The 17,316-nt window shown below is 56.9% G+C and carries 13 protein-coding genes and 1 riboswitch; of the genes, 9 read left to right on the plus strand and 4 right to left on the minus strand.

The window, feature by feature from the left end; all coding sequences use genetic code 11:
* Positions 1-238: 238 nt before the first annotated feature.
* From ACZYTD_RS09425 to ACZYTD_RS09450, 6 genes are all read left to right on the plus strand, one after another.
* Positions 239-1,675: a circularly permuted type 2 ATP-grasp protein gene (locus ACZYTD_RS09425; RefSeq protein WP_463891526.1), complete on the plus strand. Its 1,437-nt coding sequence runs from the start codon at positions 239-241 to the stop codon at positions 1,673-1,675.
* Positions 1,669-2,601, plus strand: a complete 933-nt coding sequence (locus ACZYTD_RS09430) for an alpha-E domain-containing protein (protein WP_463891528.1) — start codon at positions 1,669-1,671, stop codon at positions 2,599-2,601. The genes ACZYTD_RS09425 and ACZYTD_RS09430 overlap by 7 nt, the downstream gene beginning before the upstream one ends.
* Positions 2,602-3,414, plus strand: coding sequence for a transglutaminase family protein (locus ACZYTD_RS09435; RefSeq protein ID WP_463891529.1), 813 nt, complete (start codon positions 2,602-2,604; stop codon positions 3,412-3,414). It abuts the gene before it with no gap.
* Positions 3,415-3,471: 57 nt separating this feature from the next.
* Complete coding sequence (locus tag ACZYTD_RS09440; protein ID WP_463891531.1) at positions 3,472-4,194, plus strand: proteasome-type protease; 723 nt, start codon at positions 3,472-3,474, stop codon at positions 4,192-4,194.
* A 55-nt stretch (positions 4,195-4,249) separates the two neighbouring features.
* The gene (locus ACZYTD_RS09445; RefSeq protein WP_463891533.1) at positions 4,250-4,999 is read left to right on the plus strand and encodes a substrate-binding periplasmic protein; all 750 of its coding nucleotides are present in this window, start codon (positions 4,250-4,252) and stop codon (positions 4,997-4,999) included.
* Between the two features lie 157 nt (positions 5,000-5,156).
* The gene (locus ACZYTD_RS09450; protein WP_463891534.1) at positions 5,157-5,771 is read left to right on the plus strand and encodes a hypothetical protein; all 615 of its coding nucleotides are present in this window, start codon (positions 5,157-5,159) and stop codon (positions 5,769-5,771) included.
* Positions 5,772-5,832: 61 nt separating this feature from the next.
* Here the strand turns inward: ACZYTD_RS09450 and ACZYTD_RS09455 are convergent, their stop codons facing one another.
* Entirely contained in the window at positions 5,833-7,488 is a 1,656-nt protein-coding gene (locus ACZYTD_RS09455; protein ID WP_463891536.1) for an FAD-dependent oxidoreductase, read from the minus strand.
* 187 nt (positions 7,489-7,675) lie between these two features.
* Here ACZYTD_RS09455 and ACZYTD_RS09460 point away from each other — a divergent pair, with 187 nt between their 5' ends.
* Positions 7,676-9,043, plus strand: a complete 1,368-nt coding sequence (locus ACZYTD_RS09460; protein WP_463891538.1) for a hypothetical protein — start codon at positions 7,676-7,678, stop codon at positions 9,041-9,043.
* Between the two features lie 48 nt (positions 9,044-9,091).
* Here the strand turns inward: ACZYTD_RS09460 and tamB are convergent, their stop codons facing one another.
* Positions 9,092-13,003, minus strand: a complete 3,912-nt coding sequence (gene tamB / locus ACZYTD_RS09465; RefSeq protein WP_463891539.1) for an autotransporter assembly complex protein TamB — start codon at positions 13,001-13,003, stop codon at positions 9,092-9,094.
* Positions 13,000-14,772 (minus strand): autotransporter assembly complex protein TamA, encoded by a 1,773-nt coding sequence (gene tamA / locus ACZYTD_RS09470; RefSeq protein WP_463891541.1) that lies wholly within the window; start codon positions 14,770-14,772, stop codon positions 13,000-13,002. Before tamA ends, tamB begins: the two co-directional genes overlap by 4 nt.
* A 196-nt stretch (positions 14,773-14,968) precedes the next feature.
* Here tamA and ACZYTD_RS09475 point away from each other — a divergent pair, with 196 nt between their 5' ends.
* Together ACZYTD_RS09475 and ribB are read left to right on the plus strand one after the other, a co-directional pair.
* Positions 14,969-15,247 (plus strand): peptidylprolyl isomerase, encoded by a 279-nt coding sequence (locus ACZYTD_RS09475; RefSeq protein WP_463891815.1) that lies wholly within the window; start codon positions 14,969-14,971, stop codon positions 15,245-15,247.
* Positions 15,248-15,324: 77 nt separating this feature from the next.
* Positions 15,325-15,483: riboswitch (FMN riboswitch) on the plus strand.
* An 89-nt stretch (positions 15,484-15,572) separates the two neighbouring features.
* A complete protein-coding gene (gene ribB / locus ACZYTD_RS09480; protein ID WP_463891543.1) occupies positions 15,573-16,244 on the plus strand; it encodes a 3,4-dihydroxy-2-butanone-4-phosphate synthase in 672 nt (223 codons plus the stop codon).
* Between the two features lie 62 nt (positions 16,245-16,306).
* On the opposite strand, the gene htpX is transcribed toward ribB, so the two are convergent.
* Positions 16,307-17,179, minus strand: coding sequence for a protease HtpX (gene htpX / locus ACZYTD_RS09485; RefSeq protein WP_463891544.1), 873 nt, complete (start codon positions 17,177-17,179; stop codon positions 16,307-16,309).
* Positions 17,180-17,316: the final 137 nt, after the last annotated feature.

Consider the following 17,316-nt stretch of genomic DNA (forward strand, 5'->3'; position numbering starts at 1 on the left):
TAAGCAGATCAGGGGCTGCCATATTCTGGCGCCCCAACGCGTTGGCCTCTGCGCCATGGTGCAAGCGCAAGAGCCAGTGCGCACCACTCTAGCCAGTACTGCACCGAATTGGCCCAAAGGGAGCTCGTACGCCCACAAGAAGTGCGTTTAATTGCCGCTAATCACCCATTTTCGTGACATCTTTTCTGGCATGGCCCTTGCGTGGCTCCAAGCAAGGATGTAAGCCACGAGGTGTTCCATGCTCCAGATCCAACCCCCCGCCCCCTCTCTGTTTGATGAGATGTTACTGGCCGATGGCAGCAGTCGTCCCCACTACACCCCCTTTTGGCACTGGCTCAAGGAGACAGACCCTAAACGGATCCAGCAAAAGCGCGAAGAAGCCGATCTACTGTTCCATCGTGTTGGCATCACCTTCAACGTCTATGGCGAGGAAGAGGGTGCCGAGCGGCTGATCCCGTTTGATAACGTACCGCGCATTATTCCGGCCAGCGAGTGGCAGATGCTGGATAAGGGCATCCGCCAGCGGGTCACCGCCCTCAATGCCTTCTTGCACGACATCTATCATGAGCAGCACATTCTCAAAGCCGGCGTCATTCCCGCCGAGCAGGTGCTGGCCAACGATCAATATCAACCCTGCATGCAAGGGATCACGCTGCACCGGCGCATCTATGCCCATATCACAGGCGTGGATCTCATCCGTAACAACAACGGCGATTACTATGTGCTGGAGGATAATCTGCGCACCCCGTCCGGCGTCTCCTACATGCTGGAAAATCGCAAGATGATGATGCGCCTCTACCCTGAGCTCTTCTCCCAGCAGCGCATCGCCCCGGTAGAGCGCTACCCCTCTTTGCTGCTGCAGACCCTGCGCGAAAGCTCACCGGTGGAGAACCCCTGCGTGGTGGTATTGACGCCAGGGCGCTTCAACAGTGCCTACTTTGAACACAGCTTCCTGGCGCAGCAGATGGGGGTCGAGCTGGTAGAAAATGCGGATCTCTTCGTCAAGCATGGTCATGTCTTCATGCGCACCACCCAAGGCCCGCAACAGATCGATGTGATCTACCGCCGCCTGGATGATGCCTACCTTGACCCCTTGGCTTTTCGCCATGACTCCATGCTGGGCGTCCCCGGCCTGCTCTCGGTCTACCGGGCGGGCGGCGTGGTGCTAGCCAATGCCGTTGGCACCGGCGTCGCCGATGACAAGTCCATCTACCCCTATGTCCCGGATATGATCCGTTTCTATCTCTCTGAGGAGCCCATCCTCAACAATGTGCCTACCTGGCAATGTCGCCGTCCGGATGAACTCTCCCACGTGCTGGCCCATTTGCGCGAACTGGTGGTCAAAGAGGTGCATGGGGCTGGAGGTTACGGCATGTTGATTGGTCCCTGCGCCAGTCAAAGTGAAATCGCCGACTTTGCCGAACGCATCAAGGCACGCCCAGACAACTACATAGCCCAACCCACCCTGTCACTCTCCACCTGCCCCACCTTCGTCGACTCTGGGATTGCTCCCCGCCATATCGACTTGCGCCCCTATGTCCTCACGGGCAAAGAGATCCGCCTCATCCCTGGCGGCCTGACCCGGGTCGCCCTGACCGAAGGCTCGCTGGTGGTGAACTCATCGCAAGGGGGTGGCACCAAGGACACCTGGGTTTTGGAGGATTCCGTATGCTAAGTCGCACCGCTAGTGAACTCTACTGGATGTCCCGCTATCTGGAGCGCGCCGAGAACACGGCGCGGATGCTGGATGTGACCAATACCATGTCGCTGATGCCACAACTGGACTCTGACAATAGCGAACTCATAGCCCCACTCACCATCACAGGTACCCATGAGCCCTATCTGGAGCGCTATGGCACTGTCCATATGAACGGACTGCTGGAGTTCTTCATCTTCGATGAAAGCAACCCCAGCAGCATCTATAGTTGCATCCGCAGCGCCCGGGATAATGCCCACGCGGTGCGGGGCCGCATCAGCGGTGAAGTATGGGAGAGCCTCAACACCACCTGGCTGGAGATCAAGGCTCACCGTAAGCGCGGCATGGCGGGCTTTGATGCCGTTGCTTTCTTTGACTGGGTAAAGGAGCGCTCCCACCAGGGGCGCGGTGCCACCTTCGGCACCATACTGCGTAGCGACACCCTGCGTTTCATCCGCCTGGGCACTTTTCTCGAGCGCGCCGATAACACAGCCCGCATCCTGAATGTGAAGTATCAGGTGATGAAAGAGGAGGATGAAGATCCGGTGCGGGAGTTTTATCGCTGGAACGCCCTGCTACGCTCTGTCGGTTCATACGAAGCCTACCAGGAGCTCTACAAACAGAGCCCGAGCCGAGATTTGGTGGCCGAGCTCTTGATCCTGCGCAACGAAGTGCCTCGCTCCTTGCGCGCCAGCGTCGAAGAGGTCGAACTGCTGCTAGAACGCATAGAGGGTGATAGCGGCCGGGAACCCCGCCTGCTCACGGCGGTGCAACATGCCAAGCTGCGTTTTGGCACCATCAGCGATCTCTTCGCCGAGGGGCTGCATGACTACCTCAACCAATTCCTGCATGACATCAATGCCATCGCCGACAGCATTCATCGCGCCTATCTGGAGGCCTCATAAATGAAACTGACCATAGAGCACCACACCCACTATGCCTATCAAGGCGAAGTGAGCCGCAGCACCCAGTATCTGCGCCTCACCCCCCAGCACTCCAGTCGCCAGCGCATCCTCTCCTGGGAGCTGGATCTGCCCGAGGATGCCACCTGTACCACAGATAGCTTTGGCAATGTGCTGCATGTGCTGACCCTGGACCGCCCGCACATGGCACTGCACATCCAGGCGCGCGGTGTGGTGGAGATCATGATGGATGCGGAAGAGGATCTCTCGCAGGCTATCTCACCCCTGGTCTTTCTGCGCCACAGCGCGCTGACCCAGCCCGATGCGGCGATCCGGGCCTTTGCCGCCCCCTATCGAGAGGAGCTGACGCAAGTGGCCGCCTTGACCGCCATGATGGCCGAGTTGCTAGAGCGCATGCCCTATCGACCGGGCAGTACCGATGTCAACTCTGACGCGGCACACGCCTTTGCCGCCGGCGAAGGGGTGTGCCAGGACCACACCCATGTGTTCCTGGCCTGTTGCCGCAGCCTGGGGTTGCCAGCCCGCTATGTGAGCGGCTATCTCTACACCCCGGATACCAGCCATGTCGCCACCCATGCCTGGGCTGAGGTGTGGTGTGACGATAAGTGGCATACCTTTGATGTCACCAACCAGTGCACCACCCCCAGTCAGCACCTAAAACTGGCGGTCGGCATAGATTATCTGGATGCCTGTCCGGTGCGTGGGATACGCTATGGCGGCGGCAGTGAGGCCATGCAGGCCCACGCCGCCGTAGAGTTGCTGGAACAAGAGCAGCAACAGCAACAGCAACAGTAAACCATCGGAAATCGTCGCCGTGCGCCAAATCGCACGGCCCTTGCTTGAGAACACACCATGACCTATTGCGTCGCCATGCGCCTAGCCAGCGGACTGGTATTTGCCTCCGACTCCCGTACCAATGCGGGAGTCGATCACATCGCTACCTTTCGCAAGCTCACCGTTTTCACCGAACCCGGTGAGCGCCTGCTGGTGCTGCAAAGTGCAGGCAATCTGGCCACCACCCAGAGCGTACTGAGCCTGCTCAAACAGCGGTGCCAGGAAGAGGGGCCAAACCTGATGACGGTGACCAATCTGTATGAGGCGGCCACCCTGATCGGCAATACGGTGCGGGAGGTGATCCAGCGCGATGGCGGCCAGCAGCAAAGTGGTATCAACTTTGGCTGCAATCTGCTGTTAGGCGGCGAGATCCGTGGTTGTGCCCCCCGCCTGTTTCATATCTATCCGGAAGGCAATTTTATCGAGGCCACCGAGGACACCCCCTACTTCCAGATCGGCGAGAGTAAATATGGTAAACCCATCATAGACAGGGTCCTCACCTACCAAACCACCCTGGAGCAGGCCATGCAGTGTGCCCTTATCTCGCTGGACTCCACGCTGCGCAGCAACCTGTCTGTCGGGCTACCACTGGATGTGATGCTTTACCCACAAGGCAGTTTCAGTGCGGATCAGCAATTTCGAATCGATGAGCAGCACCCCCATTTTCTGGCATTGCGCCGCGCCTGGTCGGAGGGACTCGTTAACTTATTTCAGCAACTGCCGCCTCTGAGGCTAAAATAACCGTCACCACCAACTAAACTGTAAAAATAGTGGCTAACATCAAGAGCTCACAGCTATGCCCTCTCGTCTACTGTTGCTCGTAACGCTGCTGGTGGCAACTCCCGCACTGGCTGGTTGCCCCCATCCATTGCGCGTGGGTTGGGACAACTGGCCCCCCTACCATTTCAAAAACAGTGATGGCCAGATGCAGGGCTTCGCCATTGAGGTTCTGACCCAGGTAAGCCAGAGCTTGGGCTGCAAACTGGAATTCCGGGAACGCCCCTGGAAACGCCAACTGCAGGAGTTACAACAAGGTGAAACCGATATCGCCATGGAGGCCTACTACAACTCGGATCGGGCGCAATACGCCAACTTCTCCGATAGCTATAGTCCCAGCATGGCTAATTTGTGGATCCGCCCCAACCAGCCGCTACCGGGAACGACTATCACCCAACTGCTGGATAACGGCTTTTTGCTGGGGATCACCAAGGAGTTCTATTACGGTCCCGAAGTCGAAGCACTGTTAGGCCATGGCAACATTCAGCCCGTGCTGGCCGAAGATCAAAACTACGCCAAACTGGGTAAGGGGCGGATCCAGGGCTTTCTCGGCGATTGGCTGGCAACCACCTGGGCCATCAAGCAAAGGGGGCTGCAGGGAAAAATTGTGCGCTCCTCCTTATCCATTTACTCAGCCCCCGCCTTCTTCATGCTCAGCAAGAAACGACTCGGCCCTGGCTTCCTAAGCGAGTTCAATAAGACCATGCAACAGATGAAAAAAGATGGCCGTTATCAAGCCATTCTGGACAAATACACGCTCTTGGAATGACAGCATTCGCTTTACTGTGATCCACCCTAAGGCTCTTGGCATAAAGGTCGGAGATCCACTGGCTGCCATGCTGCCTTGATATAAGCTGTAACCAGAGAGTCATCATTACAGTCAAGGAGCCGGCCCAGACCGCTCCTTTGCATGGGGAAAGCGCAGAATGAACCAACCTACTCATGAGCATTATAAGGAGACAGCGGGGTCGGATAATGTCCAGGCAGCGCTGGCCCTCAATCATGTGATCTCCGATCCCAAGCTATCACCCGAGCAAGCAATCGAGTTGCTCGGTGATCTGAGCCTGCAGATCCAGCAGGGTATCCTGAAATTGTGGGAGCAGGTAACCCCCGTCGCCGAGCTCGAGCAGATGCTGACCCTGACCAAGATAGATGACCTCTGTTTCTGGCGCCCCAACCTGGAGCAGGCAGCCATGGGGGTCAATGATGCGATTCCACTGGTCAAGAGACTCCTGCTGGCAGGCGGCTTCTTCAACAATATGCTTGGCGAAGGCAACTGGCTGTTTGATGGCGCCAGGCGGCCGGTCAGCCTGGGCCCTGAGTTGACCCGGGATCTGTTTCTCGCCCTGCGCCCCATTCTCACTCTCCATCTGCTGGATTTTGATAGCAGTCAACTACCCAATTTTCGCAGCGATGACGAATCCTTCCCGGGACACCCCTTTCTGGCTGGCGAACTCTCGGTCTGGGGGTTACGCAACAAGGTGCCAACCTTCATAGAGGAAGCCAGATTAAGCGGTATGTTGTTTGATTTTCCCGCCTGATACGACCAGGAAACAATAACGCAAGAGGCCCCGAATAGGGGCCTCTTGCGTTCACGACGGGCTAGAAGCTGGCCACGCTCATCTGATAGGTCTTGAAGCCACCACTCAGATTTCGGGCCTTGAAACCGGCATTGGTCAACATGCGGTAGGCCACATGGCCGCGTAGCCCCACCTGACAGGTGATCAGTATCTCCTTGTCCCGAGGCAACTCATCCAGACGTTGGCGTAACTCATCAACCGGAATATTCACGGCGCCGGGAATGCTGCCCAGTGATGTCAGCTCACCGGGATTGCGCACATCCAACAGCAACTGCGCTGAGCCCCGCATCTGCACATCGGCCACATGGCAAATGCGTTCATCGCCCTTGAGCACATTGGCCGCCACCATACCGGCCTGGTTGACCACATCCCGCGCCGAGCCAAAAGGCGGTGCATAGGTCAACTCCAGATCCTCCAGCTCATTCACGCTCAACCCGGCGCGCATCGCCACCGCCAGCACATCGATCCGCTTATCGACCCCATCCTTACCCACGGCCTGGGCTCCCAAGATCTGCCCGCTGGAGGGATCAAACAACAGCTTGAGCGAGACAGGAGAGGCTCCAGGGTAGTAGCTGGCATGGCTGGCCGGATGCACGTAGATCTTCTCAAAAGCGAGGCCCAATCGCAGCAGGCTCTTCTCGTTAAGCCCGGTACTGGCCAACGCCAGGTCGAACAGTTTGCAAATAGCCGTACCCTGAGTACGCTTGTAGCTCACCGCTCGCCCCAGCATGTTATCGGCGGCGATGCGGCCCTGGCGGTTGGCGGGGCCAGCCAGCGGCATCAAACCAGGTTTGCCGGTCACCAGCTCTTTAGTCTCGACCGCATCTCCCACCGCGTAGATATCCGGATCCGAGGTTTGCATGCCCTCATTCACCTTGATCCCGCCTCGGGGCCCCAACTCCAGACCAGCCTGCACAGCCAGCAGGGTTTCCGGCCTTACGCCTATGGCCAGGATCACCATCTGCGTGGTCAGCACATCGCCATTGCTCAACGCCAGCACCAGTTCCTGCTCGGCGTTGGCCTCCACCGCCGTCAGGCCTGTACGCAGACGCAGATCGACACCATGTTGCACCAGTGTCTGGTGCGCCATATTGGCCATCTCTTTATCCAGCGGTGCCATTACCTGATCAGAGAGCTCCAGCAGGGTCACTTGTATACCGCGCTGATGCAGCGCCTCCACCATCTCCAGACCGATGAAGCCCCCCCCCACCACAGTCGCATGGCGCGTCCCCTTAGCCGCCAGAGCCTCCATGATGCGATCCATATCGGCAAGGTTGCGCAGAGTGAAGCTATTGGGATTATCCAGACCTGGAATGGGAGGCTGCACCGGAGCCGCACCTGGGCTGAGCAGCAACTTGTCGTAGGACTCGACACTCTGCTCGCCAGTCTGAGTCTGCCGCACCGTCACCTCTTTGCGCTGACGATCAATGGCCACCACCTCATGCTGGACGCGGACCTCTACATTGAAGCGTCGCTTGAAGCTAAGTGGAGTCTGCAGCAGCAAGGCTTGGCGCTGGGTAATCTCGCCACCGATATGATAGGGCAGGCCACAATTGGCAAAGGAGATGTGTTCACCTCGTTCGAACACCACTATCTCGGCACGCTCCGACAGACGACGGGCTCTGGCCGCTGCCGAGGCCCCACCGGCCACCCCACCCACGATTACAATCTTGGTCATACTGAGCTCCTCAGCCACGAAATTGACATTACTTTAGAAGATTCTAATTTACCTTGCAATCACATCTTTGCCCCGGCGCTGGGATAGCGTATTCTCCGAGTCATTCTGGATATTTCTCGCCATCACCTGCATGTATTTATCTGTCAGCTCAGCCAGCACCGCCTCCGGCCCACAAGTTTCCCACTTCATGCGCCTGAATATACAAGATGGTCAACTAAGCTCGTTGCTGGCAGATGAGCTGCCACCACTAGCCCTGCTGCCGCGCATCCACCAACCCTGGCCCAGCCAACTGGGTGCGGATCTGGCCGAGCCGATTGAGCAGTTGCTGCGCCGAGGCCAAGCGGCTTGCCTGCCTCTGGAGTTGGAGAGTGAGAGCTGGCTGCTGGAGTTTGTGCCTGAACTGGCCCCCTATTGGCTTATCTGTGCCCGCCGCTTACTCAACAACGAAAACCGCAGCTCATCTCGGGGGCTGGCGTTGCTGGAGCTGGAAAAACAGGCGGCCCAACCCGCCGGCCTGGCCCGTAATCGTCAGATACTGGAACGTTTACAACTGATGCTCGGTTGCGATCGCCTTATTCTATGGAGCCAGCAACCGGATCGACTGCATCCGGTCTTCATGCTAGGCAGCGGAAGCCTACCCGCCACTCAGTCGCTGGAACTCCGCTATCAGAAAGCACTACGCAGCCGCGGTATCTTGGGTTTTTCCAACCTGGCCCACCAACCCATGCTGCAAAGCCAGGAGTACCTACAGCAGGAGGGGATCCTGGCCCGTCTGGATGTGCAGCTTAAATTCAACGGCCAGCCCTGTGGCCTGCTGACCCTGGAGTATCGTTCCATTCAGGAGAGTTTTCCGCCCCTGAGCTTTCACTTGGCCGAAAAAGCCGCGGAGCTACTGATGTTGCCGGAGAGCCTGGCCTGCGACCCTCTAACACTGACCTGGCTACCGGAATTCAACCAGACTCACGTCTGGCGACGCGATGACGCTTACTGGCTAGCGCTATCCCAACTGCTGAGCGACCAGGGTCACGCCGCGCTGATCATGATTTTCCAATATGCGCCTCACAACCAGCACTGGCATCATCTGCTGACCATCGACAGAGGGAGCCGCTTGCCCACCCACCCCAGCCCGCTGTGCAGCCGCACCTTACAGGCCCTGTTACCCATGCCAGCTCATCAGCTGAGCGCGGATGAGCTCCAGGATCTGGGCGATTTGAATCCCGCCAAGGAGCAGGGGGCAGGCTACTGGTATCCCGTGCTAAATGACCAAGCTGAGGTAGTCGGAGCCATGGTATTCGGGCTCTATCTGTGCGAACTGGCGCGGCTGGAGCAGGTGCTGGCGCTGACCCATTATCGGACCCAAGCTGAACTAACGAGATCCCACTTGCAAGCCAGGAGAGAAGAGAGTGAGACAACAGAAGAGATTAGCGCCCAATTGACTCAACTGCCCCTCGGATTGGATGCTGACGCGGCTGACGAACCCACACTCGTTCAGCAAAGTGACCTTGATGCACCAAGCGCAACCACAACACTTGGTACAGAGACCGAGGAGACATAGGGCGTCACTCTTGGTGCAGATCCCTGCTCTATATCCCCTCGGCGCCTATCAGAATTCAAACTTGTAGAAGAGATCCAATGCTTGCCCCACCCCACTCAGTGCCTGCAGGTAGAGGCGCGGGATCAACTCATAGCGCAATCGGATCTCACTGATAGAGTTATAAATACCGACCCCATACTGCAACTGCAGACCTGGACGCAGATAACCACTGACACTGACCTGAGTATCATCACCACTGCCGGCCGAATCCAGGGTGACATCACTCAACCCCAACCCTTCGCCGAGTCCTGACACCAGACCACTGGCCTGACTCAACCCGGCCCCTAACAGAATACCGGTCATCGCTTCATCTCCCGAGGTGGTACCGCTGGCGCTGGTACTCTTGCCTCGCAGCAAGTAGGAGAGTTTCTCCGTCTCGGAGAGCTGAGGCTCAGAGAAGATAGTAACCTTGGGTTGTGAAGCGGGTCCGGTTACCTTTACCCCAACCGTAACGCTCTTATCCTCCATGGTCTCGGGATCTCGCTGAGCCTCCACATTCAGATAGGGCTCGCTGACATTACCGGAGAAGATAAGCTTGCCTTCGCTGATCAGCAGATTTTGACCATAGGCCTTGAAGCGACCATCATCCAGGCGGATCTCCCCTTCGGTACGCAACGGCACCTCCGGAGTCTGGGTCATGGTGATGCCGCCCACCAGTTTGGTCTTCAATCCCAAGGCATCCAGTTGCACATCCCCTCCCAGGCTCACCACCAAATCCAGCCAAAAGGGGATCGGAGCCTTGGGCTCAGGTGCCTTACGCCTGGGCATGACAACCTCAACATCATCGGAGAGACTCACCACACTATCAGGCAAATTTTTGACCTTGATCCTAGCCCAGGGGATCATCACCCGCCCCTGCAGCTGGACGCCACCACCAATGGAGGCCGTCACATCAGCGCTCACCCGGGCGCGCCCATAACCAGCCAAGCCGATCTCCAGAGTATCGGCATGAATAGTCAGCCGCCCTTGCGGCTCGCTATGACTCCAGTCGACAAAGCCACCCAGATCCAGCTTGCCCTTGCCCACCATCAAGCTGCCATCAATATCGGCGCGCGCGCCATTGATGCGCATTATGGTTTCAATCTGGCGCAGGTTGGCCACTTCAGCCGCAGTATCCACCTCGCCTTCGGTGAGTCGCACCTCACCATAAAACAGTGGGGCATCCAGAGTCCCAGCCAACCGGCCATCCGCATCAATTCGGCCCTTAGTGCGGCGTAACTCGTCGAACAGCGGCGCGATACCGTACAAGCGTAAATTGGTGAGCTTCAGATTTCCCCCCAGCTCCCGTTTAGCCATGGGGTCATGAATTTGCAGATTGATATGGGCCGAACCGAGCTTGAGCGACGTAAAGTCCAGCAACAGCGCCCCCTCTTGCCCATCCAATGAACTCTTAATACGCAGAGTTTGATAATCAGAGGTCAATTCATCAGTGACGAATTGACCAGGCCCAGAGTTGAGAGCCAGATTGATGCGCGGTATACCCCGCGACCATCCAATCTGACCCTCAACCCCCAACTCACTCAACCAGCTAAAGCGCTCAGGGAAGAAGGGAGACAGACGCTCGGTGGCAAAGTGTGTCAGCGCTACAGTGAGCTCCCCTTGTTGGGCTGATAGCGCGCCGTCACTCAGGCAGACTCCAGCCTTATCGGAACGCCAGCACTGTTTCCCCACTTGAACCTGTTGCCAGGGCGCACGCGATGCAATGGACAGGGGCGCCTCCAGCCGCCACTCGCCTACTGGGGTCGTTAGTTGTCCTTGGTGCAACTCGCCCTGCCAGCGACCACGCAAAAGCGAGCCATTTAATTCCAGTCGGCTGGCGATAGGCTCTCCGGCAAACTGCAGGGCCAGATGGTGGGCCGCCTCGTTGCCCTTGAGGGTCAACACCAGCTCCTTGATGCGGGTACTGCCCTGCCGCAAACGCCCCAAGTTTAGGGTCAACTCACCCGAAAGTTGCTTACCAAACAGCAGTGAACCTTGTGCCGCCAATTGCCGCAGACGGACACTGGGCAACCCTATCTCCTCGGCATTCAGGCGCCAATTCAATTCGGGGGTCGCGGCCGCGCCCTGCAGGGAAAAGTCGGCACTCATGGCCCCTGATAGTTCAGGATAAAGAATCCCCAGAGCCGGGGCGTCAATACGCCCCTTAGCTTGCCAGCGTTGCCCCAGACCGCCATCTAGCTCGAGACGATTGGCACCACTGGTGAGACGGATCTGCTCAAACTGCCAAGCCATCTTGTCATTGCCCTGCAGCCGACCGCGCAACGTAAGAGGGTAACCATTCAGCTGGCCATCCGCTTCGAGTTTAGGTAACTCCAGTTGCCAGCCCTGCTTTTTCAGAACAAAGTGGCTGGCGATATTGGCCTTGATCCGGCCACTCACCTGGGGCACCCACTCCTTGATATTGGCGCTTTGTGCCGTGATCCGGCCGAGCCAGTTCAGCTCTTTTTGCCAATCCAGACGCCCCTCGGCCTGCAGCGTACTGTGTCCAGTCACTATTTTGAGGGGTTTGAGATCGATGCCATTGAGAGAACCTTGCAGATCCAACGCCACTGAGGAGCGCGGTAACGCCAGCGCCTGAGCTTGCGTCGTCAGCTTGAGTCGATACGCCGAGAGCTTGCCAGAGGCATCGGCCTTGCCCTGATCCACGCTATAGTCACCCTTGCCGGTGAGCGGCCATTGCAGATGATGCCATGCCAACTGAGCAGTGAACGGTAGATCGGCGGCCAGAGTATTGAGTCTAGCCTGCAGAGTCAGCCCCTCTTTGCCTTGCAGCGTCAGCTTGGTATGCAGATCGGTTAGCTCCCCCTTTGCCAGTAAAGCAAACTGCCGCCCCTTGAGCTGGTTATCGAGCCAGCCCACATCACTCTTTGCCTGCAGTTGAAGATCCATGGGATAGTAATCATGAAAGGTGAGCTCTCCCTGTAGTTCTGCTTCCCCCCAGCTGTGTTTGACACGCAGGGAGCGCAGCGTCAATTGCTCGCCGACGAAGCGCCCCTGCAGCGCCACATCGAACAGCGCCGTATCAAAACCGGGCTGGTGGTAACGCGCCCGCGTCACGGCGAACTGCTCGACCTGCAGATCAAACGGTAAAAAGACCGCAGGCAACTTGGCGATATGCGCGGCAATATATTTAGGGTCAAACTCCTTGGGCTGACTCTTGGCTTGATCTTTACCATTGGCGCTTGGTTTACCTGGGCCCACTGGCTTACCAGCTACAGCCCGTTTAATTTGATCCTTTGATGGGGGTTGGGCTTTGCCCGTCGATGGCGCCACTGGCGCCTTAGTCTCCAGCCTGGTATCGGCGATGGCTAGATTATTCCGGGCCTGAGTGTGCCCTTTTTCCGGTTGTGAACTCTGGGCCTGCGCCAGCAGCAAGGCCACATCTACATCGGCCCCGTCAGCCCGCCGCAGTACCAACTGCTCCCCCTGCCAATCGGCTGCAGCCTCAAGCAACCCCACCTTAACCATCACATCCGGGGTCTGCAGGGCGAAATCCTGTACTCTGAGTTTATGAATAAACAGGCGAATGGGGAGTGACAGCAGCGTGGCAGGCGCGGTTTGCTCAGCTGAAGAGTCAGTGGCAACCTCAGTCGGCTGAGATCGCAGCGTCAGACGAGGCTTATCTAGCGCCAATTCCTCAACCACCAATTGGCCGGCCAGCAATGCACCCGCCTGCCAAACCAGTTGCACCTTCTGGGCCTGCACATCCAGCAGCGAAGAGTGAAAATCAAGATTATGGATCTCCCAGCCCACCCCCAGGTGACCACTCACCAGTTCGCCATGCAAGGTGGGCAGTTGGCGTTGCAACTGCTGCCAGATCATCTGATTACCCGCGCTGGTAAACAGTACGACCCCCAGCAGGGTCAATACCATCAGCAGCAGGCCACTCAAAGCCACCAGCATCAGTCGTAGCCAGGTCATAGCTCAGCTCCCAGACCAAAGTGCAAGCGCCAAGGCACATGCGTCTCCGAAACCCCAAAAGCCAGATCGAACCGGATAGGGCCTAAGGGCGAGATCCAGCGCACCCCCAAGCCAGAGCCAACCTTGATCGGATCCAGGTAGTCATTGGTAGCCGTACCCGCATCGACAAATGTCGCCAAACGCCACTTTTCAGCCACAGGATGGGCATACTCCAGGCTGCCAGTCGTCAGGTAGCGAGCCCCGGTGAGTTGTCCACTCGCATCGGTGGGCGAGATAGTCTCATAACCAAAACCACGGACCGACTGATCGCCACCGGCAAAAAAGCGCAAGCTCGCCGGCATGTTGTCCAGATTTTCCCCACCTATCCACCCCTGCTCCAGCCGAGAAGTGATGCGGGCCCCCTCCCAGGGGGTGCGTAACCACTTGGCTCGCGCACGCAGACGAGTAAAGCCCAGGTCAGAACCCCAGGCAGGTTGGGAAAACTCACTGCTGAAAATGAGACGATCGCCCCACTCTGGATCCAGCCCGCGATCAATGCGCAAACGGCTAAGAGAAACGCCAGGGATCAACAACAGACTGGTACCACTACTCAGGCCCTGTACATAATCCTCATACTCCAAGCGCACAAAGTAATCGCGCTCCCAGTCACCTAGCTTCTTGGTCCAATAGTGTAAACCCGCTTGCGAGAGCTTGGACTTGGTATCATTTAGCTCCTTGTTCTCATAACCCGTTTGCAGGTTGTAATAATCATTGATCGGGTCCTTACCTGGGATGCGGTAATTGAACTTGATATCCTGTTGAGATGCCGACACCTTAAGCTGCGCATTGAAGCTGTGACCATACTGATTGAGCCAGGGCTTCTCCCAATTGAGCTGGGCGCGCAGCCCCTCATCGGTGGAGAAACCAATCCCGGTCTCGACCAGATTGTTACTCTTGGGCTCTAGCCCTACGTAGATGGGCACCCGATAATCTTTGCTCTGCTTGAGCACAGGATGCACATCCACCTGACGGAAATAACGCGTCTCGGAGAGGGACTGACTGAAGGTGGCCAATTTTTGGGCCACATAGGGATCCCCGGGTTTGAAAGTCAGCAACGGCTTGATCAGACGCTGACTCTCTGTGACCCCTTCAATGTTCACCTCACCAAAGCGATAGCGGTGCCCGGAAGAGAACTCGATGAACACATCGGCTACATACTCCTTGGGATAGACCTTGATCGTCGAGCGCACCATCTCGGCATCAAAATAACCCCGCGCCAGTGCCCGACTGGTCAAGCTGCTCTTGATATCTTCATATTTGCCATGGTGCAACACATCCCCCTGCTTGAGGGGCAGGGTTTGCAACAAGCGGTCAAAGATCTTGTCATTGAGGGCATCCCCTTGCAGTGACACCTGTAAAGAGCGAATGGTGATGGGCTTATCCGGCTCAATGGCGACCAATAGCTTGCCCTTATCATGTTCATCCTGGGAGAGCTCAATGTGGGCCGAATAGTAACCCACCGCCTGCAACCCCTTGGTTACCTCTGCCAGGATCTGCTTGCGCCGATAGATAAGTCGGTCAGCTTGAAAAGAGGGGAGAGCCGCCAAGTAATTTTCCACATTATCTTGCACTTCACCCCGAACGCCAGTGACCTCGAACCGCACCTCTTTCCCCAGAACGGTGGCGGGCAGGCTCAATCCAACACACAGCAACAAGGCTTGCCAGCACGCTCGGAAACAGCGGAGCGTGAAGAGGCGGCAGAGCCGATGAATGGCAACAATCAGGTTCAAGTGTGCCCTCAGAGCAGGGAAAAGGGAGATAGATATCAGGTAGCGGCCATATCCAGGCCAACCCATAGGGTAAAGTGAATCCTAACATAGCCACTCCACTCCTGCAGCAGAGCAACAAGTAACGAACTTGCAGCCAGATCAGATATACCGGAAAATCCTGCGCAACCAACACTCATATCCCCTTCAACACGGAGCCATAATGACAGCCGCCGCCTTACATATCCTGGTCAAGACTCGCGCAGAGTGTGAGAGTCTGAAACAAAAACTGGCCCGTGGTGCTCACTTTGGCGAGCTAGCTCGCCGTCACTCGCTCTGTCCATCTGGCAAGAAGGGAGGAGACCTGGGAGAGTTCCGTCGAGGACAGATGGTCAAAGCCTTCGACGATGCCGTATTCAAGGGAGAACTCCTCACCGTACTCGGTCCCATCAAGACCCAGTTTGGTTTTCATCTGATCAAGGTGCTCTATCGCTCCTGAGCCCGCCCAGTCGCTAACTTGCGAGAGATTCTCATCTTCCACTAGTAATTGCGTAGCGCAACCGTTACTCTCACTAGGCTTATTCTCAGGGCGGGGTGCAATTCCCCACCGGCGGTGATACGGCGGCATACTTGGCCGTCGTCAGCCCGCGAGCGCCTGGCACGCTACCGCCAGGGACAGCAGATCCAGTGTGAATCTGGAGCCGACGGTAATAGTCCGGATAAAAGAGGATATGACAGCCTATCTCAACGGTAGCCAAACCGGCTCACCGCGCCGCTGCCTTTCCATGCCCTGATCCAGGTAACCATTTTTTGGGAGATTTACCATGGTTCAGTCCTTACTTACACAATTTGGCGCCCCCCAGCAACGGGTGGAATTCGCGTTGCAGACGCTACGTCAAGGCAAAGGCGTTATGGTGGTAGATGATGAAGATCGCGAAAATGAAGGCGATCTTATTTTTGCTGCTCAAAGCATGACTCAGCCACAGATGGCATTGATGATCCGCGAATGCTCCGGCATCGTTTGTCTCTGTCTGACAGAGGAGCGTGTGCGCCAACTGGAGTTACCCATGATGGTCGGTGCCAACTCCAGCCAGTTTCAAACCGCCTTTACCGTCAGCATAGAGGCGGCCAAAGGCGTCACCACGGGCGTATCGGCCCAGGATCGACTCACCACCATACAAGCCGCCATTGCCGAGCATGCCCAACCGACTGATCTCCATAAACCCGGCCATGTATTTCCCCTGCGCGCCCGCGAAGGGGGGGTCTTGGTCCGCCGCGGACACACAGAGGCCACAGTCGATCTGATGCGTCTAGCCGGATTACAACCCTATGGGGTCTTGTGCGAGCTGACCAATCCAGATGGCAGCATGGCGAGACTCCCCGAGGTCGTGCAATTTGCTCTCCGGCACCAGATGCCCGTACTCAGCATTGCCGATCTGGTTGCCTATCGGCAGCAGCATGAGAAACTAGCGAGTGAGCTGCAGTTGGTGGGCTAGTGCTCGTCGAAAACAACAAGGGCTGCCGCGGCAGCCCTTGTTATCATGCTCACTCTGCTCAATCAGTATTGGCGCAGAGCCTCAATACGTTGCTCTAACGGCGGGTGACTCATGAAAAACTCACTGACAGAACGCTTCCCATTGATGCCAAACGCCATCATGGAGCCTTCCAGTTGGGACTCGTGCCCGTGACGTAAACGCTCCAGGGCCGCGATCATCTTATCCCGTCCCGCCAATTTGGCCGCACCGGCATCGGCACGGAATTCACGCTGCCGTGAAAACCACATAACAATCACGGAAGCCAGGATGCCAAATACCATCTCCAAGCCAAACACTATCATCATGTAAACAAAGCCGCCTTGTGCCGGAGACTCCTCATCATCGGAGCGAAAGAAGTTCGAGATGATGCCAGCCACGACCCGCGCAAAGAAGATAACAAAGGTGTTCACCACCCCCTGGATCAGGGTGAGAGTCACCATATCGCCATTGGCTATGTGGCTCACCTCATGGGCCAGCACAGCTTCGGCCTCATCGCGGCTCATGCTCTGCATCAGGCCGGAACTGACCGCCACCAGCGAACTATTCTTGCTAGCGCCAGTAGCAAAGGCGTTCATCTCAGGTGAATCATAGATCCCCACCTCGGGCATCCCAATCCCCGCCTCAGTGGCCTGACGCTTTACCGTAGAGAAGAGCCAGTGCTCCATTTCACTACGCGGCTGCTCGATGACTTGTACGCCATAACTGCGCTTGGCCACCCATTTGGATATCAAGAGTGAAATAAAGGAACCACCGAAGCCAAAGACTGCCGCCATCAACAGCAGACCGCCCATCCCTTGCCGGTTGATACCCAGCACACCAGAGAGGAGGTTGAGTACGATGGAAAGCACCAGTACTACAGCCAAGTTGGTCGCCAAAAATAGCAACACACGTTTCATTGAGACTCCTTAAGTTTCATGAAAGTAGAACAGACGGTTTGCCTTAGCGCACAGAGGCATGAGCCAGCTGTGCTTCTACCATAATATGGGTAGAAAACTCAATTTCAAGTAAATGAAATGCAAAATTAACGTAAGGC

The sequence above is a fragment of the Pseudaeromonas sp. HNCC25DJ180 genome, from assembly GCF_055413345.1.